Source organism: Saccharopolyspora pogona, from assembly GCF_014697215.1.
Lineage (GTDB): Bacteria > Actinomycetota > Actinomycetes > Mycobacteriales > Pseudonocardiaceae > Saccharopolyspora > Saccharopolyspora hattusasensis.
This window is the reverse complement of sequence record NZ_CP031142.1, coordinates 2,301,994-2,324,591: the sequence shown is the minus strand read 5'-3', so window position 1 is coordinate 2,324,591 and position 22,598 is coordinate 2,301,994. Positions and strand designations below refer to the sequence as shown.

The window sequence follows — 22,598 nt, the reverse complement described above, 5'->3', positions numbered from 1 at the left end:
TTCCGCGACTGCAGCAGGACACGCACAACCAGGTCCGCAGCTTCGTCGGTACCGGCTGATCTTCGAAACGGGACAACTCGTCCACTACTCCGGCAGATAGCGGCTTCGTTCTCCGTGCCAGGTGATGCGAAGGGCGTCGCGGGCACGGGTGGCGGCGACGAACAGCAGTGACCGGTATTTGCACTCTTCGCGGGCGAGACGTTTGCGGTTTTCGGTGTTGAAGCGGTCAAGGACAGCCTTGCGGGGAATGATGCCGTCGCTCATGCCGGCCATCGCGATGCGTTGGTACTCGAGACCCTTGAAACGGTGGACGGTTCCGACGTGGACCTCGCCGTCGGTCGCCGGGCCGTTCTTGGTGAGCTCCGCGCAGGTGATGCCTTCATCCGCGAGATGATCGATGACGTCGGTGACTTTGTTACGGTCCGGGGCGCAGACGGCGATGGTGCCGCGCGTGGCGCCGCGGTCCTCGCGCCAGGACTTCAGGGTCTGCGTGAGTGCGTCAAGCTCTTCCCGCCACTCGGTGTACCCGGTGCGCTGCGGGGCGTGACCTCGGAGAACCGAGCGATAGCCGTCGAGGGTGTCCTTCCCGTCGTCGAGGTCGTCGTATTCGGAGCGTTCCGGGGCGACGATGCCGGTGGCGTAGTCCAGGATTTCGCGGGTGCTCCGGTAGCTGAGGGTGAGTCGCGTCGACCGTCCACGGATATTGATGCCGACGGTGCTGAGGGTGACATGGTGGTCGTAGATCCGCTGGTGGGTGTCGCCTGCGATGAAGAGGTCGTTGGGCGCTTCCGGGGCCATGGAGCGCAGCATGATCCAGTGCGAGGCGCGGAGGTCCTGGGCTTCGTCGACGACGATGTGGCAGTATCGATGGCTGCGGTACTGGATGCCGGAGTCGTTGGTGTCGGCGGAATCACCGGTGACGCGCGCTGCACGATCGCGTTCCGCGCGGGCAGCGCGTTCGGCTGCCTGTCCCCAGGTTTCCTGTCCCCGCTTGTCGAGGCGGGCGGTGAGGACTTCGAGGATCTTCCAGACACGGTTCCGATCGGGGCGGGTGAGCCGGCCTCGGCCCGGCCTGCGCGCGGCGAAGTAGTCCTTTCGCGTCGCCAGCGCTTGCCCGAGGATGACCTGGTCCCATTCTTCGAACAGGAAGGTCGGGGTCCAGTCGCGTTCTCCGATCTCGTCGAGGATCTCGGCGAGCAAGTGCTGCGCGACGCCGTCGCTGACGCGCTGCTTTCGCGAGCCGTCGGCGCTGGTCTCGGCGAGGACTCGGGCCGCGAGCTGATCGACGTGGGCGATTTCGACGCGGTCGAAATGCTCGGGCCGGAGCAGCGATGCGAGCCGGGCGCGGAGATCGGTCGTGAGGTTCTTGGTGAAGGAAGTCAGCAGGATGGGTTTGTCGTCGCCGTCGGGAAGGTGTTCGGCGAGATGTTTGACGCGGTGGAGCGCGACGATGGTCTTACCGGTGCCCGGGCCGCCGGAGACGCGGGCGGGGCCGTTGTAGTGGCGGGTGACGATCTTGCGCTGCGTGGGGTGGAGGAACACCTTCCAATCACGGAAATCGCCTTCGGCGAGGATGTCTTTGAGGTCATCGTCGACGGTCGTGACCGGGGTGCGGTCGAGTGCCGCGGTGAGATCGTCGGCGTAGTCGTCGGCGAGGTCCACGGCGACGGGTTCGGTGATCTCGCGGCGTACCTCGTCCAGTAGCATACCTGCGGCGAGTCCGGTGAGGACGTCCTTGGCCAACGGTGGCGCTCCCTCGATGAGGCGATCCAGCTCGTCGCCGTCGGCGGCCAGCGCGAGCGTGCTCAGTCGATCCTCGACGCCGAGTGAACGCAGTTCTTCCGAAGTGACACCTGTCAGCATCGGAGCCGTGCCGGATCCGGTCGCGGCGGTGTCACCCGGTTGTTCGTGGGGAGCATCGGGTTCGGCGGGTGTCAGCGCGAGACCCGTACGCCGCACGAGACTATCGCCGCCGCTGGAGAGGTCGATAAATTCGAGCTCGCCGGTAATGCGGTTGACCGCGATCGAGAGTTCCTCGTAGACGTCCTTGCGGTGGCGGACCGACAGCAGTGCCCATTCCTGTCGGCCCTCGGCATCGACTCCCACTCTGGCAAGCAACGCCCGATAGGAGTCGTTGATCTTCGCTCGGTAGACGCGGCTGTCGCCCTTGAGCGGTTTGAGGTCGAGGCCGGGGATGTCCGGGTCCTGGCGAAATCGGTGGCAGAAGTCGACGTACTTGGCCTTCACCTTGCTGTCGAGCTTGTAGACCTCGCGATCGGCCTTCTGGTGCACGCGGAGGAGAGCCTTCATCGAGCGGTACTGCCTTCCACATCCGGGATCAGCGGGAGCAGGGAGTCGAGGTGATCGAGCCAGTATTCCGCGGTGTGTACCTGCCAGCCCTCGGCACCGTACGCTTCGTCGCGTTTGCGCGCCTCATCGGAATGGGAGCTGGATCCGGTCGCGCCGATCCGGACCGCGCGCCAGCCGAAGTCGACTTCCCAGTTCTGTTCGCCGAGTTCGTGTCCGAATTCGGGTGCTTTCTTGCCTGCGGCGGCGAGACATCGGGCGAGCCGGGTCAGTGCTGATTCTGGCTCGTCTTCTTTGTCTTTCTCGTCTTCTTCCAGGAGCGGCAGGATTTCCTCGTCCCACACCAGATCCTTGGCGGCCGTGAGTACCGGCTGTTCGTGGGTGTCGGTTCCGGAGAAAATCGCGAGCGTCTCGGGCGCGAATTCGTGCGCACGGCTGGCCGCGATCTGCGCACCGTCGCCGCCGGAGTAAGCGAGGAACTGAACGAGGTTCGACCAGTACAGCCAGGCCCGCCACCGCCGCCGGTGTCGAGTGTCGGCGAGTGCGGTGTTGCTGTCGTCGTGGACGACGAGCGCCGCCCAGCGGGATTCCTCGACGGTGCCGCGTTCGTCGACGACGAACAGCAGGTCCACACCGTAGGAGTCGGTGCAGCGGAGCACGTGCCAGTGTGACTCGGTGCCGGCGAAAGACGGGGGCCTGCCGGTGAGTTCGGCGCGGATCGCCGTGATCGCGTCCTGCGGCTGACCGTACTGAAGCAGGGGCTTGACCGACGGGCCCATCAGCCCGTTCAGGAGCGCGGTGGCGCGACGTGCCCATGCGTTTCGGTCGGGCTCTCGGAGGAACGCGAGGACCGTGTGCATCGGGTTGGTGAACACGGTGCGGTCGAGATCGCTGCGGTCCCCGCCTAGGTGTTCGTAGAGGTCCCGTGCCTGATTCTGTCCACTCTGTACATAGGGTGGCCAGACCGCTTCCGGCTTGCCCGCAGGCTCGTCGAAGAGTTCCAGATCGTCCCAGGTGAGCTGGAAAACGACGTGCCCGTCGGAGCGGAGTCGACCACGTTTGTCGGCGTCCCCGGCGATGCGGTTGCGATCGGGCGCCGCGTGGTTGCGGTAGCCGTCGAGATAGACGGTGACGGACTGTCGGGGACCGTCGACACGTTCGAACGTGAAGTCGGTCCGGGTGTAGCCGGTGCGGCGTTGAGCGGTGAGCCGCCAGCTGACGACGTCGGTGGTGCTGGCGAATCGGAGATAACCGCTGACGCGACTGTCCTCGTCGAGGGCGACGTTGTCCTCGGCCGACGCCCACGAACGCAACACGGCGAGGAATCGTGCCTCTAGATCGGATTCGAGTTGTTTCTCCAACCCGATCGCCGACGTGCTGGGTACCGAGTCGGTTGCCCACTTGTCCTCGACGAGCTCGCCGTTTTCGTCGACAGAACCAAGAAGATCCCCGAGGATGCTCAGCGCCTCCTGGCGGGACACGAGGTGCTGGAACTGTTCCTCGGTGTGCCGATGCAGGCATCGGTGGCAGGCGCGACGGCCTTCGTCCGCACACGGGCATTCCAGAAGCGCGCGCCGGGATTCTACGAGCGTGTCACGGAATTTGTCGGGTTCGACGAGCCGGTGAAGATACCCGGTGCCGCTGGGGAGCCGGTCGAACAGCACCAGGTAGTGCCTGCGTTCTCCTGTCTGCGAATCGGGCATCGATGTCAGCGTGGCGTCGAGGTGTTGCGGATCGCCGCCGTAATGTCGGTCGACGCCGAGTCGCAGTGCTGCCTTGAACGACTGCACCCGCTGGTCGACCAGCATGGTCGAAGCGGGAAGCAGCACGCGCAGTGCTTCGGTCCGCAACTCGTGGGCCAGCAGTACCGGCTGCTGGCTGACCTCGTCAGGGTGATTGCCGAGTCGTCGTCGGCACCACGGACGATGGTGTCTTAGATGGGGGTCCCGGCCGGACGAGGCCTGAGCATCGGGCGGATGGTGGAACACCGGCGCCCCGTCGGTGCTGACGGCTCCGCAGTCGGTGCACACGAGGAACGGGCTGATCCGGACGTCGCGGCCGGCGATCCGGGCGTCCGCGCGTTGGTCGAATCGTGCGGGACCGAGGTTGATACGGCGGATCACCGCGTTGCGTGAGAAGTCCACACCGAACGTCTCGGCGGCGTGTCGCCACGAGTCGCTGATCGTCTGGGGATCGATGTCGACGGCATTGACGAAGGTGTAGGACTCGCGGATGCGGTCGTCGGTGTCGTCGTTGATGCGGGCGTCCTCACGCCGGTCGCGTGCGGTCACTCGTTTCGGTTCGACGACCTGATGCAGGTACGAGCCGTCGTCGGAGATCCGGGGGCTGCCACAGCGGGTACACGGGGAGCGATCGTTCGCAGCGTCGCTGGTGCGGACGTGGCCGCATTCCGGGCACAGCCGCCATGCGGTCCATTCCCGATCCTGGGGTGTGCCGATCTCGATGCCGGTGATCTCGTGCTTGTAGCCGCTGGCGTAGAACGTGTTGCCGGGTGCAAGTTCCTCCAGTGCATACCGCCGCGGGCGCACGTAGGTGCGGGGCAGTGTCTCGAACCGGACTCGGCGGTCCTTGTCCTGCTGGTTTTCCGTGTCCTTTTCAGATTCCTCCCAGTACAGGGTCGCGTTGAGTTCGGTGACCGAATCCAGCAGTGCGTAGTTGGGGGTCAACCCGAGATCGCACAGCGCCTGCTGGGAATCGATGCGGCCCCGGTCGCGGAGGCTGCGGCGAACGGCGCGTTCATCCGCGTTCAGCTCCGCCTTCTGTTTCGCGTCGTCCGGATCGGAGTCGTGGAGCCGATCGCGCGCCGCCTTGATCATGTCCAGACGTCGGCGCAACGTTTCCTCGGCACGGAACCACTCGTCCTGCGCGTCGCCGACGGCACGGCGCAGCTCACGCGTGGCAAACTGGCGAAGCTGCTCCTTCGCCTCGTCGGTGACCCCAGCAGGGAACAGAGTGAGGAACCCGTCGACGAGCGTGTCGGCATCGGCCAGCACGGCGTCGACCAGGTCGACGAGATAGTCGGATGGGCCGAACAACGCCGATGCGCGCTGCGGCAGCGCGGCTATCGTCCCGCCGTCGGGATCCTTCAGCCGGCCGTGCGCGGCCAGATCCAGCAGGTGCGCGAAGTACTGCCGCCGCAGGATCTCGATCGCCGACAGGTGGCACCCGGGTGGGGTGATCCTTCCGGCGATCATCTCCTTCGGCTGTTCGAGGAAGTAGCGGTCGCGATTCTTGCGTCCGGGGATGGTCAGCAGGAACGCGTTGCCGGTCTTCCTCCCAGCCCGGCCGACCTGCTGGGCGTATCCGGAGGGACGGCGGGGCAATGCGGCGAGCACGACTGAGGACAGTTCGCCGATGTCGATGCCCATCTCCAGGGTCGGCGTGCATGAGAGCACGTTGGGGTTCTTGAACCCGGTCGGCGCGCGGAACCCCTGCTCCACACGTTCCCGCTCGGCCCGGCTCAGCAGCCCGGTGTGCTCGGCGGTCACGACCTGGTACGTCCCTGCCTGTCGATACAGCCGCCGGTAGTAGTCCTCCCGGAAGTCGCGGTGGCGCAGATGGACACCGAGTTCGTGTGCCCGGTCTCCGGCGACAAGGCGCCCCTCGGAGCAGCGATACGATGGGCAGCGCTGTCCGTGCCACTGGTCTAGCAGCGACGGAGGCACGGTCTGCTCCCACGAACACCGGTTGCAGCGCACGAACGCGTGCCGGACCTCGTCGTCGCGTAGCAACCGGACCGAGACCGCCCCCGGCTGCAGACCGTAGATCCGGACCGAGGTGTCCGTCGGGGTACCCACCGACAGCAGCCCGGCCTCAGTCAGCGCAGGCAGCAGCCGACGCCAGAAGCCGGGAACCTGCTCGCGCGGGATCTTCAGGCACCGTTGGGCCCACCGCTCGTGCCAGGACAACCGGCCGGTCGCGATGTCGAAGTCACTCTTGTTCTTCGGTGCCGCGAGGAGGAACTTCGGCGCGGCAACGTGTTTCGGGAACGCGCGCATGCCCTGCGGTCGACGTCCCCAGATTTGGTAGCGGTTGGTCCCGGATTCCCGCAGATATCCGACCAGCCACTCATGTTTGACTGCGCCGCGCGTGCGCAAGCGTTCCAGGAACACGCGCAGGAAGGCGAGTTCCTTGCTGACCTTCGCGCCGGATTCTGCCTCACCGGCATCGGTGTCCGGTTCGGCCTCTCCTGCCCCGGTATCGGTGTCCGGACCGACGAGTTGGGCGGGGCCGTCGGCAACGGACTCTGCGAGCGCGGCCCGCACTGTCTCGACCGCCGCATCGGGATCCGGAAGGTGCACGTGCGCGGCGGCGGTGCGGGTAAGTTCGAGGGTGCGGCCGTTGCGTGACCGGAACCCGAACTCCATCAGCGTTTCGAACGCCAGCCGCTGCCCGATGAGCTCCCACGTCGGCAGATCGCCGCCGCGTCCCTTCCCGGACAGCAGCCGGTTCACGCCTCGCAGGTCGTGCAGGTCCGTCGGCACGACCGCGCGCAGTGTCTCGGGATCGGTCGTGTTCGTGATGACGTCGGCGATGAGATCGTTCAGAGCCTTCGGTGCGTCGTCGGAGAGGTGGCTCGCCAACAGCGCGCGCAGCGAGAATGTGTAGGAGCGGCTGGAGACGAATCCGGCCCGGTGTGCCGCGTCCTGCACCGAGTCGCTGAACATCAGCAGTTTGTCCTCGTGCACGGACTTGTCGAGCTCACCGGCAGTGAACAGGTGTGTGATCGAGGCGGAGGCGAGCGCGGCGCTGCCGGTACCGAGGAAGCGGATCGCATTGTGCTCCCCGCACGCCGGGCACCAGTCCTCCCGCGCTGCGGTGTCGGCGGTGTCACCGAGGTGGGCGAGCACGAACGCGCTGTCCGGCTTGGGCAAGCTCGGCACGGGTGTGTTGTCGGCTTCCCGTTCGTAGTCGCCGCCGGGGTTCGGGACCCGCAGTTGGGAGCCGGCTCCGTCGAGGACGTAGAGCTGCCCGCCAGCCCCGCGACTGGTGGCGCCGCGTCGGCTTTCCCGCTTGCTTCGAGACATCGCAGTGGTGGCGGCGCCCTCGCGGGCCTCCGCATCGGTGGCGGCGATGAGGTTGCGCACTCGCATCTTGTCCCGGCCCATCGACGCGCGGCGGATGCGCTGCGCGTCGAGCTGGATCGCCAGCGGGTCGCTTTCCGGGGAGAACACCGCCCACCCGGACCGGCCGCAGGACCGGCAGTAGATCGCGGGCAGGAACAGGTTCGCCGTCGCGCCGACAGTGGCGGTCGTCGGCGAGGTCCGCACCGGACCGTGTCCGGAAGCGTCGATGGTTTCCGTGTTGTCCCACCGGAATTCGGCGCGCGGCCACGGGAGTACGCCCCGCACGATCCGCGACACCGACCGCGCCCACTGATGGACTTCCACCTGTACGAACGGGCGGGGATTGTCCGGGGTGGAATCGGGATGGCGTGCGATCGACAGCAGCGCGATGAACCGCGCGAGGGCTTGCGCGGCGACCTCCGGGGTGTGGGTGATCGCGGCGATCCAGCTCTGCCCGCCGACACGCCACAGCTGGTCGAGGACGTCCGCGTAGGTACGCACCTCGCCGCTGGCCGCGCGCAGCACCGCCGTGGTGAACGGAAGCCGACGCAGTTCGGCCCCGAGCTCGTGCGGGTCGATCGTGGCGGGCGCGTCGCCGGTGAACGCCTCGATGAGCTGGATGAGCGCGGCGTCTCCGGTGGTGGGGTCGGGCAGTGCCGCGACCACGTCGGGCTCGGGCGGCGCCACCGGCTTGAAGGCGTCGCTCGGAAGGAATTCGTCGACGGTCATCCTCTCTTCGCCGATCACGGCATCCGGACTGAACTCGGTGCCGAACAGCGCCGTCGCGACCGCGACGATTCCGTTCCGGTCCTGTTCACCGATCGCGGTCGCGGTTCCGGCGTCCGTGGTGGCGCCGGGAGACGAGAGGGTCGCCGATGTCGCGATCGGGCAGATCCGGCCCAGCGGCTTGCCCGGCTCGACGGCGCCGACGACCGACGCCAATCGGCGCAGCAGCATCGCGACATCGGTGCCCTGCGCGCCGTCGTAGGTGTGGAACTCGTCGACCACCACGTAGCGGAGGTCGGCGTTCGCCCACAACCGCACGTCCTCACCGCGTTGCAGCAGCAGGTCCAGCATCTTGTAGTTGGTGAGCAGGATGTCCGGCGGCGAATGCCGCATCGCGGGCTTGTGGGTGACGACATGCCGATAACCGGACGCGGGTTCCTCGCCGATGTAGAGCCCTGCGGTCACTCCGGACAGCGCGGATTCCGATTTCAGCAAGTCTTCGATCCGCTTCGCCTGGTCGGTGGCCAGCGCGTTCATCGGATACAGCAGCACGGCCTTGATCCCCGGCGCGGCGTCCGGGTTCGCGACACGTTCGCGGGCGCAGTGATCGAGGATCGGATATAGGAACGCCTCGGTCTTACCGGATCCGGTGCCGGTCGTGATGATCGTCGGCTGCGGCTCGTGTCCATCGATCGAGGTCAGCCGCTGGAAAGCCGCCGACTGGTGGGCGTACGGTCGGAAATCGGAGGGCTTCCAGGCCAGCAGTCGTTCCCAGTCATTCGACGCCTGCCGGAACGGGACGCGCAGCCGTACGAATGGGCCGCGGAACATGCCGGTGGTCTCGTCCCCGAGGAACCAGTGCAGCGCTTCGCGTGCGCCCTCGTCGGAGAGCGCGTAGGTCGTGGACAGGTACTGCAGGAGGCTCTCCTTGAGCCCCTGCGCCTCGAGCGTCGGCCTCACGGCTCGGGCACCTCCTCGCCCTCAAGGGACGCAAACGTATCGGGCGTCGACGGAGGCGCGGACGGATCCCACTCGCCGCGTTCGATCGCGGCATCGAGCTGGGCCTGGAATACCCCGTGCGCAGCCTTCATTTCGTCTTCCCGTTTGGCCTTGTAGAACGGCGGGGTGAACCCTTCAGGCGGGGCCACGCCGTCGTCGCCGGTGTGTTGTGCGGCGAGGTACTCCTGCAGCTGTGGCCACGTGTCCTTCACCGGACCCTGTTTCTGGCCGCGGGTGCGAGCCTCACCCGCGATCTTCCAGCCGTCGGCGTCGAAACAGGTCACAGCCTCGTACTTCAGCAGTACCGGGAAACGGCCCTTGTAGGCGGCGACGAGAGCTTCGGCGCTCATACCGAGCCATACCGCCACCAGCGCGTCGATCTCCACCAGCGCCGACCGGCGGGCCCGTTCGGTCCGAAGTGGAGTGTTGCGTTGCCATTCGGGTGTCACGTCTTGCAGCGGCGGGAGGCCGGGCCAGTCGACCGCCCAGCTCTCGGTGTCACGCCAGGCTGGGTCGTACAGCTCGGCCCAGAGTTTTGCGTAGGCAGTGGTGAGGCAGTTGAGGCGGAGCGTGCGGAGCAGGAGCGCCGGGGCGAGGGGGTGGTCAGGATGCGGGGCAGGCATCCGGCGGGCTTGTCCTGCATCCAGATGGCCTTTACCCGTGATGCGGAGGTAGTAGTCAAGTGGAAGTCCCGACCACAGCCCCGACATGAGGACTGTTTCACGAGGATTGGGAAGAGCCGCGCTGCGGACGCTATGGACATGGGCTGTTCCCGGCGCGACGAGTGCGACGTAGAGACTTCGCTCTGTATCTGGCGCGATCATTTCGCGCCACGCGCTCCTCGGGAACATCGTATACCAGCGCCGGGACTGCTCGACGAGTCGCTTTTCTATCTCGTCGAATTCGACGTTCTCCTCCGGAATCCCTTTTGCTGCGGCGATTTCCGTGCGCGCACGCGCGACGGCTCGCTCGTCGTTCCAAAGCTTGTCGAGAGCTCGATGGTTGATCCAGCGATCTTGTTCGCAAAGGTATTCGAGCCCCCGGCCGGCAACTCGAAGGTACGCGGTGTCAGATACGAAGTCGTCGGGTAGCGAAACGAGATTGTGACCGTACGGGTCATTAGAGTTTGCGTCGTGTCGCTTGAAGGTGGGTGTCGCGACGCCGAGTTGTTTGCCCACGAGCACTACCCGATGCCATCGATCGGGCTGGAATTCCTTGCCCGTGGCAGGATCGGGGCGGTTGTACGCGATCAGGTTCCGGTTCTTGGCTCCAGATTCGTGGTAGCCGGGGCTGAACTGTGGGCCGGCCAAGGCGCCGAGCCGGAGCGGATAGTCGGCGAGCGCCTCGATCGCATCGTTCTCGGCGACGCTGACCGGAAACAGCAACCGGGCCTGCGCGACGGGCACATCGGTTTCTCCTAGCAGGCGCTGCCAGGTCGCGAGTCGGTCGACGTTGACTGGAATGACACGGTCCCGATGCGGCCGGTCGTCGAATCCTTTTCCCGACGAATTCCGGATCGAGGGCAGCGATTCCCGGTCGTGCGGAGCGCCGTCCGCAAGCGAGCCACGCAGTGTGTCCGTGGAGACCAGCCATGACAGGTGCGCGAAATCGACAGGGCCCGGACGGCCGTAGACATGGACGCCGAAATGGCTCGACTCCCCAACGGGTTCGGGGAAAAAACGGTGGCCGGGATTGAAAAAGTCACCGTGGATCCGCAGCCGTCGATATGCCGCTTCGCGCAGCGCTCCCTCTTTCTCTCCGCTGAAGTGGGTGTCGGGGTGCACCATGCCCGCCGTCCCGTCGGCGCACGCGTGGTCCCAGATCTGCGACATGAACGCGCGATAGAGGTTCGGCTGGGTACCGGAAAGCAGCGGATAGACCTGCGATGATCCGAGCCAGGCGACCTGCGCGGCGAGACCGGTCTGCTCGCCGAGGGTGTAGGCGAATGCGTCCGGATTGTCCAGCACTTCCGTGCGTCGGCGGGCCTTCACATCCTGGTCGGGTTTGTCCTCCAGCGCGAACCAAGGCTCGTGCTCGGCGAGCACCGCGTCCTCGTCCCAACGCGGGCGATACCAGGGCGGGTTACCGACCTGGAGATCGAAGCCGCCGTGGTCTGCGAAGATCATCGCGAATTCGAGTTCCCAGTGCAGGAACCCCTTCTTCTCGGTGATCTCGTGGACCGTGTGCAGCCACGGGAAGCGGCGTTCGAGATCGACCTCGGGAATGCTGTGGTCGGGGTCGACGACCGCCATCTGCATCGTCAGCGGCAGTGACTCCTCGTGCTTCTTGAGCTCGTCGAGCGAGTCGAAGGAGTCCGCGAACGTGCCGTCCGGATCGCTCTTGCCAAGCATCGCTTCGAGGAAGTCGAGCCAGTCGTCCAGGTTCCGCAACGGCGTCGCGGGCGTGGAAGGGGGCGGTTCCTTCCGCTTCGACTGCGATTTCGCTTGTTGCACGGACTTGCGCGTGAGCACCTTCCGCTCGACCGGGAACTCGACGGAGTCCTCGGCCTCAAGTGCCAGCAGGTCGGTCTGTTCGCCGGGCACCGAGAACAACGCGAAGTTATCCACATGGTGCTGCTGTGCGGCCGGTTCCACGAGCGGGGCGCCGATCAGCGCGGCCAGGCTCTCGGCGGACTCGTCGATCTCGTGCGAGTGATATTCGGATGCGGAACCGTTCAACAGCCCGGCTTGGTCGGCTGGCCAGAACCACAGCGCGCACCAGGCGTCCATGACCTTCTTCAGTCGCCAGTACGGGGTGTCCACCGAATAGAAGAGGTCTCGGTAGACGTCCTCCTTGCGGTCGGCAGTGTCGGGGCGGGCGAGGAAGTCATACTCGTTGCCCTCCGCGCCCCAGACGTCGATGCGGCGCGAGATCGCGCGTTCCGAGAGTTCCATGCGGCGCACCACGAGCGACCACAGGTACTCGAAGCGCCGCGCGGCGTCGCGGAGGCGGGTGTACTGGGAATACTCCGTCAGAGGTTCTTTCGTCTTCTTGTCGATCTTCGGTTCGCCGGTCTTCTTATTGATGTGTGCGGTGCTGCGCTTCGGGGCCTTGCCGAGGATGCCCTTGCGCCACGCATCGAGCTGCGTGAGCCCTATCTTGGCTGGATGGCGGTCGACCAGTGCTTTCGCTTCTTTCGAGCCGCACACCGACGCCCAGCCGGGAGCGGGTAGCAGGAACTGGTGCACGGCTCCGTCGGGCAGCGGCTGCCGGGCGCCGTCGCGGCGGAACGGCAGCGGGGTCGGCTCCAGGGGGTTCTTGGCGAGCGTCCACGCCCGCGTGGTCACCTCGTCGGCTGCGAACACCGCTCGGCGGGCGCCGATCAGCGAGTCGCCGCGCCGCAGGTGCAGCCCGAACCACGGCGCCCGCATCCCCGGATGCATCGTGTTGAGCCACAGTGACACCTCGGCGAGCTCGACACCAGTCGCGTTGAGGTCGACGCCGTAGACGTTGTGCAGCGCGATGTACGCCTTGACTTTCTGCTTCTCCGTCACCGCCTCGGATGCGGGCAGCGACTTCCCGAGTTCTTCCGTACGGCGGCGGAGGTATTCCTCGGCGACCTGGTTGATGACCTCGTTGAGAAACGCGCCCGAGCCGAGCGCAGGCTCGCAGATCTTGAGTCTCAGCAGTTCGGCTGCACGGGTGCGGACGTTGCCGTCGGAGTCGCGTTCCTGGTTGAGTCGTTCCTTCAGCGCCAGTTCGACGGTGACCTTCGTCAGGGATTCCGGCGTGTAGTAGGAGGCCGACGTCTCGCGGGCGCGTCCGGACAGCCGGTAGACGAACGTCCCAGGCCGATAGCGTTTCGGGCCGCGCAGCCCCTTGTGGTTGTCGTGCTCGTCGTATTCGACGAGCGTGTGCTCGGGATAGTCGCGCTGGCGGTTGGCCGGGATCAGCCACGATCCGGCCTCCGGATCGCCGTCCTTCGCGACCTCACACAGTTCTTCCTCGGCGATGATGCCGGTGTAGGACATCAGGCCCTCGTAGACGGCGCCGAGCTGGTTGATCCCGAGGTTGCGGTACGAGATGAAGCCGCCCTGGTTGCCGCTTTGGCCCTTCTTCATGGTCAGCAACCGGAGCACCTCGTGCAGAGCGGTGTTGCGCAACCGCAGATCCAGGGTGCCTGTACCCGACGGGTGTTCAGGTCGGCCGATGAGACGGACCGCCTTGGGATCGAACAACTCGCTGCGCAGCGCCTCGAACCGCAGACCGCGGCCACCGTCATCATCCGGGTCGTCGTCGATCATCCGGTGGCCGTTGTTGACCTTGTCGAAGAGCACGGCCAGTGACTCGTACAGGTGGAAGCTGTTCTTCGCCTCCTCTTCCACGAGCCGTTCGTCCCGCGCTACCAGTTCCCGCAGCCGCGCCACCGAATAGCCGGCCTCGTAGGTGGTGTCGTCGGACGGCAGGATGCCGAGCTCGGGCCGGGACTCCGCGTACAGCAGGAACAGAATCCGGTACAGGTAGCGCAGCGTCTCCTCGGTCAGTTCGTCGGCGAACCGTCTGCCGGGCCGTTCGAGCCTGCGGGGTTCCACTCCGGCTTCGTCGAGGCGGACCAAGACTTCGTTGGCGATGATCTCCACCGAACGCTGCAGGCCGTCGCGCAACTCGGGGGAAACGGCCACCGCGTTGTTCGTCGATCCCTTTAGCAACGCGTCCATGCGCGGGGCTGTGCCGCCCGTTCCCGGCCTCAGCATGTCGCGGCCGAACAACGCGAAGATCGTCGCGATCTCGCCGGTCTTGCGCGTGTCGTTGCGTTGGAGTGCGGCGTCGAGGCTCGCCGCGAGGAAACGTCCCTCTGACCAGGATTGGCCGTCGGTCAGCACCAGGACTCCGCCGCACAGCAGCAGGACGAAACGCGGCGGTTCGCCGCCCTTGCCGCCCAGCTCGCCCCGGAACAGCCAGGACGCCAGTGCCGGTCCGGTCTCGTAGTTCTCGCCCGAGCTCGCCCGCAGCGGGTGCAGCAGGCGACCCGGCCCGGTGCTATCGAGTGTGGCGTCGACGTCGTCGGACCAGCCGCATTCGAGCACGACGATCCCGTCTCCGTGCCAGGCGACCTCGACTTCGTGGTCCTGCCCGGCTTGGTGCACGGCCAGCGTCGTCGGCCCGGTGTCTTCCGGATCGGGATCCGTCGGCTTCCCCGACTCGAACCCGAGTGCCCGCAGTACACGGCGATGCCAGCTCGACAGCGCATCACGCCAGTCTTCGTCACCGTAGGTGCTCAGTCCGAATGATGCGGGATTTTCGTCGGTCTTCGCGCGGTTGATGAAGAAGCCCCGCACGCCTTTCGCGTGGTAGCGGGAGTGTAGCTGACCTAGGTGGTCCCGAGGTGTGAAACGTCGCCGCTCGTTGCCGACAGGATCGTTCTCGACGTCGGACCAGGCCGCGAACACGCCCTTGCGGAGGTCGTCGGCCAACTGCTCGGCGAAGTAGTGCGAGGTGAAGTACTCGCCACGGTTGATCAGCGAGTCAAAGTCGGCGCTCATCGGGTCGTGCCTTTCGCGGACAACGGCTCCAGGACGGCGAGCAGTCGCAGCAGAGGTTCACCGGACGTCGTCAGGTTCTCGGCGAGCTTCTCCAACTCGGCGACGGTGTTGCGGACGTGCTTCTGCGTCCCGGAACGCGTGAGCCGGAACAACTCCTCTTGCCAGCCCTTAACACGCGCACAGTGTGGAGCCAGCAGTTCGCCGATCTCCTTGGCGTAGTCGGCGTGCCGTCCTCGGAGGTGGCGTTCGGCCTCGTCGATGGCGAGCGGAACGAGGCGCTTCAGTCGGTCAAGTTCGATCGGCTCCGCGCGACCAGACATCTCGGGCCCCACCCCGCACGCCGTCAGGAACCGGTTGTCGACGCGCAGCACGCGCGGAGTGTCAGGCAGACCCACGATCGCCATCCACTCCACGACCGTCGGCCTTCCCGACGCGTTGGAGAAACCGCCCTGCACCAGGAAGATCGGGCCTTCGAAATCGGATTCCCGGTAGCCGTCGATCTCGGTGGCGACGGCGTGGTCGGGTCGATACGCGAGGACGAACGCCTCGTCGTAGCGCAGTGACGCGAGCGCCTTGTCAGTCACCCATTCCACGACGGGATGCAGCGGGGACACAAATCCGACGTACGGCCACTGCGAACCCGAGGAGTCCAGCGCGCGCTGAAGCTGTTCCTGCGCGTGCTTCTCCTTGAAGGTGATGCGCAGCCGTCCCTCGCGTTGAGTTGTTGGCAGGATGCCCTGCTCGTCCAGATACGACTGCGGGAGAGCGCGCAGTCGGTAGCGCAGGTCGGCGGGTGGCTCGAAGCCGATGGTGCCGTCGCTTTCCCGGCGCAGCGTCAGTTCTTGTTCGGGCCCCATGGGGCAGATCTGCCGCAGCGCCTCGTCGAAGTACGACTCGGTCGAGTCGAACAGGGTGGGCACCGACGCGGTCCGGACCTCGGCGGCATTGGACGCGGCGGCGCCGATGTTGCCGTACATGGCGGCCATGAAGCCCTGGCTCTCTTTTCGGGATGCGCGCAGGGACTGATCGACGGTGCGTCCCGCGATCAGATCCTGCGTGAGCCGGTCCTCCTCTTCCTTCCCCGAATACAGGCCGGAGACCTGCTCCACCGAGCCTTCGATCCGGTGCGCCTCTTCCTCGCGTTCGAGCAGTTTCCTCCCGACTAGGTGGTCGTCCAGCGGTAGTTCCTCTCCGGTCTCGGGATCGGTGCGCCAGGCGACGTCGGCGGTGAGCACTATCGCACGGAATTCCGGTGACACCGCCTGCCCGTAGCGATCGATACGACCGTTGCGTTGCTCGATGCGGATCAGCGACCACGGCAGGTCGTAGTGGATCAGCTGGTGACACTGCTGGTGCAGGTTCACGCCCTCCGAAGCAACGTCTCCGGTGAACAACAGCCGCAGCGGATCGTCCCGCAGACCGAAGCGGTCGGTGAAGGAGCGGTCCTCGTCGTCGGTGGTCAGCTGACCGTGCATCACCTCGACCGCGCCGTGGAAACCGCGCCAGGGTTTGTCCTCGTCCTCGGATGTCGTACGCGGAAACCCGAGCTTGGCGGGTACCGTCTCCGCCAGCCACGTCAGTGTCGGGATGCTCTCCGAGAAGATCACCACCCGCACGTCGGAACCCGGACCCACTCCGAGTTCCCGCAGGACCTCCACCAATCCGGCCCGTTTCGCCGAGTCGGAGTCGGTGATCTTCGCGGTCAGCTCCTGGAGCCGCGTGAGCGCTTCGGTCTCGGTAGTGATCGTCGGATCCGGTTTCTTCTTGCTCGCCTCGGCCTCTTTGGCCTTTTTCGCCAGGGTCTGGATCCGGGTCTCGATCGTCTGTGTCAGCGCCCGATGCGAGGACAGGAACGACTTGAAGAGCCGATAGGGGAGAAGTTGATGAGCGCTGACCGAGCTAGTCTCGGTCGCGCGGGGAATCCAGTGCTCGGCCAACTCCGCGAGCACGGCCCGTTCCTTGTCGGTGGCCTTTACCTTGACCGGCAGCGATGGCCCGCGTGGGGCCCACGATCCGGTGAGCGAGTCGCGGACCTCCTTCGCGGTCTTCGTGCGCCGGATGTAGAGGTGGTCGAGCTTCTTGACGTCGTAGTTCGTGGGATCGGCGATCGCGGCCTCGTCGAGCATGTCGATCAGCTCGGCGAACGACTCCGGTTTGCCGTTGTGCGGGGTCGCGGACGCGAGGATCAACGCGTCGGTGTGCCCGGCGAGCCTGCGGGCCAGACGGTTGTTGTCGGTGCGCTTGTTGACGACGTTGTGGCACTCGTCGATGACCACGGTGTCCCACTCGGTGCGGTCGAGATACGCGCGATACTGATCGCGCTTGAGGGTGTCGACGGAGATGATCGCGCGCTTGAAATAGGCGAACGGGTTCCGCCCGGCGGGGATCTCGCGCTGCACGCGCTCAATGCCGGTGCCGTCCAGCCGGACCAGCGGGATCGAGAACCGTGTCCACATCTCACGCTGGAACTGTTCCAAGACCTGAGCCGGCGTGACGACCAGGATCCGCTCACCTCGTCCCCGGCGGATCAACTCGGCGAGCAAGAGTCCGATTTCGATCGTTTTTCCGAGCCCCACCACGTCACCGATAAGAATCCGGGGGCGTGCGTTGCGCATCGACAACGCCAGCTCGGCGGGACGGAGCTGATGCCGCTGACGCTTCAGCAAGAACGCGTCGGACAGCGCCAGCCCCTGTTCGGTCTGCGGGAGCGCCGTCTTGCGGATCACCGCCTCCAAGAAGAGGCGTGCTCGGCGATGGTGTGGCGAATCGTCCCCGACCAGTTGGGTCTTCTTGGGATCGAGGGTCGTGATCTCGTCCTCGAGTTCGGAGTAGAAGACAGCCTCGGTGCCGCGCACGAACGACGACATCCCGATGACTGTGATCATGTGCTCGCCGGAGCGCGTGGGCGTCACTTTCCGGATCAGCCACTGCTCGTCGCGAATCCGCACTTGAGCCCCTGGCATCAGCGACGGCTTGGCCTTGCCTCCCGCCGCTGCCTCGACGGCGCTCTCTGTCACGTTCGACTCCATTCGATCATCATAAGATGGCTCGACCGGCTCATCGAAGGAGCAAATTAGTGCGTTGTGCGTACAGGTCGCGCAATTGCTCGGCGATCTGGTGCTGCGCCTGCGGCTTACCGGGAGCGGGCTCAGGCTCCGGTTCGAAGATGCTCGGTTCGAACTCCTCAACGGGTTCCGAGCTCAAACGGCTGTTCTGGGCGGGCGCGGGTACGGCTGGGACGGAGTTCTCGTTGTCGGTGTCCTGGAACGTTTCCAGGATGAGGGCGCGCCGAGCGGATTTCGCAGATCTCCCCATCTTCTGCAGGAGCCCACTCAAGTGGTCCTGGACCGCTGTCAGATCGGGGCGCCGTTCGGGGTCGTGCGCCAGCATCGACGACACCAGCTGTTCGAGTTCCACGGGAAGTCCCGTCAGATCTGGGCTATGCGTGGCGTCGCGGACCTTTTCGAGGATCTTCTGTCGGGAATTCCCGTCGTAGGGATCGTGGCCGGTCGCCGCGTAGACCATAACAGCGCCCAGCCCGTACACATCAGCGGCGGTGGTGACACCCGACTCGCCACGTGCTTGCTCCGGAGGCATGTAGCGGGGTGTCCCGAGCGGCCAACCCGGTGTGGACAGCGATGCGGCATCGGAGGCCGTCATCGCCCCGAGCCCGAAATCGATTACTACCGGGCCGCGTCGGCTCATGATCACGTTGAGTGGTTTGAGGTCCCGGTGCAGCATGCCGGCACGGTGCACCGTCTGCAGTCCCTCGGCCAGCAGAATGCCCAGGCTCGCCGTCAGCATCGCGACCAGGGGTGCGTGTTCACGGACGTAGTCGTTTAACGTCAGACCGGAGACGAACTCCATCGCGATCCACGGCTGATCCGCGAAGGCGTCGTGCGCTCGATAACCGGCGACCCGGCTGGTGCCGACGATCGATTGCACGATCTCGGCTTCCCGCGCGAACCGATCGCGTATCTCCGGGTCGATTCGGCCTCTACGGATCAGCTTGACCGCGACGGGGTCGCCACCTGCGGTGTAAGCGAGATAGACCTCGCCCATGCCTCCGGAGCCGAGACGGCGTTCGACAGCGTAAGAGCCTATCGCCGCGGGTGCACCATTCGCGGTCAGGACCGAATCCCTTCGACAGGCGTCGTACGCGAGCCAACCATGACCGTCTGAACTTTACTCGAAACATTCACGTGCTTGGTCAAGTCTCACGAGATTGCGGTTGAGCAGCAGGAAGCCGTCGGACGGGGAGTGGGTCCGGGCAAGGGGTCGGAGCAACAAGGTTCGCGGGGGAATCGGCGCTGGGGGCGGCTCAGCAGGAGGTGCGGGCTGGGTTCCGCCACAACGGCGAATCCCAGCCTGATTGATGCAGTAATGTCAGTGGCGAGTGATACTATTGTCGATTAGTTGCGGCGAGTGGAGGCTCGATGGTGTGTCGAGAAGGCTGGAATCGGGTACTGCCGCCACCGGGTACATCGGTAGCGGCACTGCTCTCAGCTGGGCCGATGTGCGGGAAACTGCTGCGGCGGGGGAGAAGGGGCGCGGTCAGGCCATTCGTCATCTCGCAGCGGGTAGCTCCCTGTCTGTTGCGAGTGGGTGCGGTTCTCCGGTGAGTGCGGCGAGCGCGGTAGCGATTTCTTGGAGGTCGGCGCGGACGTAGGTGGAGGTGGTGCCTGCGTCGCTCTTGCCGTTGTGGCCGGCGTATGCGCGTGCGACGGCGTAGCCGAAGTTTCGCTCGACCCAGGTGAGGGTGGTGTGTCGGAGCCAGTGGGTGCTCACTTGTTGTGTCGCGACCCAAGGAAGATGCTTGCCTATGCGCTGCCATAGGTAGTCGTAGCGACGGGCGGTGATGGCGCTTCCGTTGCGGTAGCGCAAGAGTTGGCCGGCTTCGGCGGCTCCGCGTTGCTCGCCGTGGGTGACGAGGTGCCGCATCAGGGGTGGAGACACTGGTTGCCACCGCAGCGTCTCACCCTTCTCATGTAGGCGTATGAGGCATTGTTCGGTGTCGAGGTCCTTGGGGCAGAGTGCCAATGCGCCGCCTCGGCGGCAGGCGGTTTCGGTGTGCAGGCGCAGCAGCATCGAGTCGAGCCCGGGGTCGTTACCGGTCGAGCCTGCCACCTCGTTGATCTCAGCAAGGCGTGTGTCTGGCAGCGCTCGTCGTGGACTCGCAAGCCGTCTGGGCTTGGCAACGCGTGTCGCGGGGTTGTCGTTCTCTGAGATCAGTCCGTCTGCGACCGCGTGGCGATACATGCATCGGAGTGCGGAGATCAGGTGTTCTGCCGCTGTTCGGCCGCCTCTCGAGTTTTTCCGTACGACGACGTTCAGCTTGATGTGCTCGGCGAGTTGCTTGATCTCCAGTGGGGTCGGTTCGTCGATTCGTCGGTCGCCCCAGACGTCAATGACGCGTCTCCAGTATGTGTCGTAGACGCGACGTGTTCCGGCGGGGACCGCGTCTGACACGCGGCTGATGTAGTCGCGGATCGTGGGAACGGGCCGACTTTCCACGGGAGTCTTGAGAAGTTGCTCGGGGCTAATTCCGAGGCGGGCGAGCAGGAGGCGGGCCGCATCGATGTCGTCGTCCTTCACAGAACAGCCTCGTTTGGTACAGACTCGTGGTACGCGAGCAACATCGTGTCGAGCGCGTATGTCGTGTAGGCCGTCAGCAGGTCGCGGTCCGGGCATGCCGCGACGAGAAGTCGGGCGCCCGATGTGAGGAGGCACGAGTGCCGTACGGACGCTGGCAGTCGAAGGTGGCCCTGGCGCGTGATGGCGTCTGGCCCATGGGATCGACTGACAACGATGACGAGCCCGTTGAGGACGCTGATCGAGATCGAGGAGTTCGGCAGCCAGCCCAGGACTCGTAGCGGTGATCGGTCGGCGAGCCGTCCACGATTGTCGATCGCAGTCACGGCGTAATACACGCCGCTGTCGCGAACACGGGGGAGCAGACGTGCGACCGGAAGCCCACTGGTTCCCGGTCGCGTTTCCTCTTCGCCGATCCTTACAGTCGATGCGAGGTTGTCCCCAAAGGAGCGCTGATTTCGGATCCGAAATGTCAGGCCGGCTTCTCGGTGAGTCATGCCGCCTTCACCTGCCACTCGTCATCGGTGTGGTCGTCGGTGAGGGCGGCAAGGTCGTTGAGTAGCAGCGCTACCGCGTGGGTGGCTTGTTGGGGGACGACGCCGTTTCCGAGTGCGCGGAGTTGGGCGGTTCGGGGGAGGGGGAGGTCGGTGACCCAGCCGGGTGGGAGGCCCATGAAATGTTCGACGAAGGCTGGTGAGAGGACGGGGCGGCCGCGTTTGCCCGGTTTGGTGGGAAACGGTGTGCGGCGTCTGAGTATTCGTTCCCACCGGTGGATCGCGGTGGCATAGACACCCCAGTCCACTACGTGATCGTCGGTAGTGGCCGGCAGTTCGTCGTTTCGTGTGGCGTCGTCTTCGGTCAGGAGTTGTTGCCAGGGTTGGTGAGGAGATGGATGACTGCGGAGGGCAGCATCAGGTCGCCTTTGGAACCGCGTTGTGCCGGGCATCCCTTCGTGCCGTCGGTCGCTCGCGGTGTCGGCAACAAAGCCTCGGGGGCCACCAGCGGCAGGATCTGCTGCGACAGCGGCGGTCGGAATCCGGTTCCCGCTTGCCGTCCGGGTGTTCCGGTGTCCGAGGCTCGTGGGGTGGGGAGAAGCCGTGTCTGGTCGGGCAGTGATGGGCCGCCCTGCTGCGTTCGATGGGTGCAGTTCTTGGCATCCGACGCCGTCTGCAGTAGCCGTAGATGGTCCAGTAGGGAGGGGCCGCCCTGTCTGCTGGCGGCGCTGATGCCGTTGGAGTTTCCGTCGTGTGCGGTGGGTGTGGGCATCATCGGTGTCGTCATGGTGGGGCCAGGCGAGGAGGAAGACGCGTTCTCGTTGGTGCGGGGCGCCGATGTCGCTGGCGCGGACGCTTCGCCATGCCGCGTCATACCCTGCTTCGGCCAGGTCGCCGAGTACTCGGTGCAGGCCGCCGTTTTTCCAGCGGAGCGCGGCGACGTTCTCCACGACGAACATCGGTGGTCGTAGTAGGCGAAGACCCGCCATGATGTCGGTCCACAGGCCACTGCGTTCGCCTTTCTCGATGCCTTTGCGCCGCCCGGCTGCGGAGATGTCTTGGCAGGGGAATCCGGCGGTCACCACGTCGACTCGTTCCACCGTGCGCCAGTTGATCGAGCGGAGGTCCCCAAGGTTGACAGAGGTGGGCATCCGGTGCGCCAACAACGCGGCGATGTGAGGGTCGGGATCGGCGCACCACGCGATGCTGCCCCGCCGAGCGCGGCGAGGACGCCGAGGTCGAGTCCTCCATAGCCGGTGCACAACGATCCCACGACCGGCCCCGGGGTGGCTGTGACGGACAACGTCGCCGCGGATGTGGGTACGGGCGGGGTGCTCATGCGGCCCGGCCGTCGGGCTCGCCGCCGGCCACCGCTGCGACCCGTTCTCCGATGGAAGTGTCCACGAAGGGAAGTTGGCGGCTCCTTGAGCTGGGAGGGTGTTCAGAACCCCGTGGCGCTACGGAACTCAAGGACTTCGAGGGTTTGGTGAAGACGAGGACGTCTTCGTGGGCGATGAGGTGCAGGGGGAGTCCGGCGGCGCGTTGTTTGCGGATGAAGTCGCGCTGGAAGAAGCTGCCGCGGGCGATGAGGTCGTTTTCGGCGATGCGGGCGAGGAGCGCGACGCAGCGTTCGGTGGGGATGAGTCCTGCTTGGCGGCCGCAGGTGAGGATGTGGGAGGGCAGGTCGATGAGTTCGGCGTGTTCGCGCCAGGGGCGCAGTGTGACCGCGACGTGCCCGCCGGGCTGGAGGAAGACGGCGGCGTGGGTGAGGATCCGCGTGAATCCGGTGAGGAGTCGGTGGGGCTCTGGCGCGAGTTTCGTGACCCTGGTGACGGGTCGTGATCGCGGTTGTTGATCATATTGGGCGTGCTCTGTTGATCTGGAAGCGTTGCTGCCTCATCTGGGCGGGC

Annotated in this window: 7 protein-coding genes and 2 pseudogenes; all 9 read right to left on the bottom strand. The window is 65.8% G+C overall.

Features of this window, described 5'->3' with window-relative positions; all coding sequences use genetic code 11:
* Window positions 1–84 precede the first annotated feature (84 nt).
* Window positions 85–2,310 carry a UvrD-helicase domain-containing protein gene (locus DL519_RS10545; protein WP_190814318.1) on the bottom strand — a complete coding sequence of 742 codons (2,226 nt, stop codon included), beginning with the start codon at window positions 2,308–2,310 and terminating at the stop codon, window positions 85–87.
* Entirely contained in the window at window positions 2,307–9,080 is a 6,774-nt protein-coding gene (locus tag DL519_RS10540; protein ID WP_190814316.1) for a DEAD/DEAH box helicase, read from the bottom strand. The genes DL519_RS10545 and DL519_RS10540 overlap by 4 nt, the downstream gene beginning before the upstream one ends.
* Window positions 9,077–14,602: a hypothetical protein gene (locus DL519_RS10535; protein WP_190814314.1), complete on the bottom strand. Its 5,526-nt coding sequence runs from the start codon at window positions 14,600–14,602 to the stop codon at window positions 9,077–9,079. The genes DL519_RS10540 and DL519_RS10535 overlap by 4 nt, the downstream gene beginning before the upstream one ends.
* Complete coding sequence (locus DL519_RS10530; RefSeq protein WP_223838720.1) at window positions 14,599–17,619, bottom strand: DEAD/DEAH box helicase; 3,021 nt, start codon at window positions 17,617–17,619, stop codon at window positions 14,599–14,601. The genes DL519_RS10535 and DL519_RS10530 overlap by 4 nt, the downstream gene beginning before the upstream one ends.
* Window positions 17,620–17,659: 40 nt before the next feature.
* Entirely contained in the window at window positions 17,660–18,706 is a 1,047-nt protein-coding gene (locus DL519_RS10525) for a serine/threonine-protein kinase (protein WP_223840246.1), read from the bottom strand.
* Between the two features lie 462 nt (window positions 18,707–19,168).
* Complete coding sequence (locus DL519_RS10520; protein WP_223838719.1) at window positions 19,169–20,197, bottom strand: tyrosine-type recombinase/integrase; 1,029 nt, start codon at window positions 20,195–20,197, stop codon at window positions 19,169–19,171.
* Window positions 20,198–20,687: 490 nt separating this feature from the next.
* Window positions 20,688–20,867 (bottom strand): hypothetical protein, encoded by a 180-nt coding sequence (locus DL519_RS46125; protein ID WP_223840469.1) that lies wholly within the window; start codon window positions 20,865–20,867, stop codon window positions 20,688–20,690.
* Between the two features lie 645 nt (window positions 20,868–21,512).
* Window positions 21,513–21,839, bottom strand: a pseudogene (locus DL519_RS46120) (DNA cytosine methyltransferase); the annotation flags it as partial.
* A 184-nt stretch (window positions 21,840–22,023) separates the two neighbouring features.
* A pseudogene (locus DL519_RS46115) lies at window positions 22,024–22,488 on the bottom strand (hypothetical protein); the annotation flags it as partial.
* Window positions 22,489–22,598 lie beyond the last annotated feature (110 nt).

What these genes read in the sequence shown, in the direction of transcription:
- DL519_RS10545 (WP_190814318.1), bottom strand. Translation starts at nt 2,310, where the DNA reads ATGAAGGCTCTCCTCCGCGTGCACCAGAAGGCCGATCGCGAGGTCTAC.
- DL519_RS10535 (WP_190814314.1), bottom strand. Translation starts at nt 14,602, where the DNA reads ATGAGCGCCGACTTTGACTCGCTGATCAACCGTGGCGAGTACTTCACC.
- DL519_RS46125 (WP_223840469.1), bottom strand. Translation starts at nt 20,867, where the DNA reads ATGGGCCTCCCACCCGGCTGGGTCACCGACCTCCCCCTCCCCCGAACC.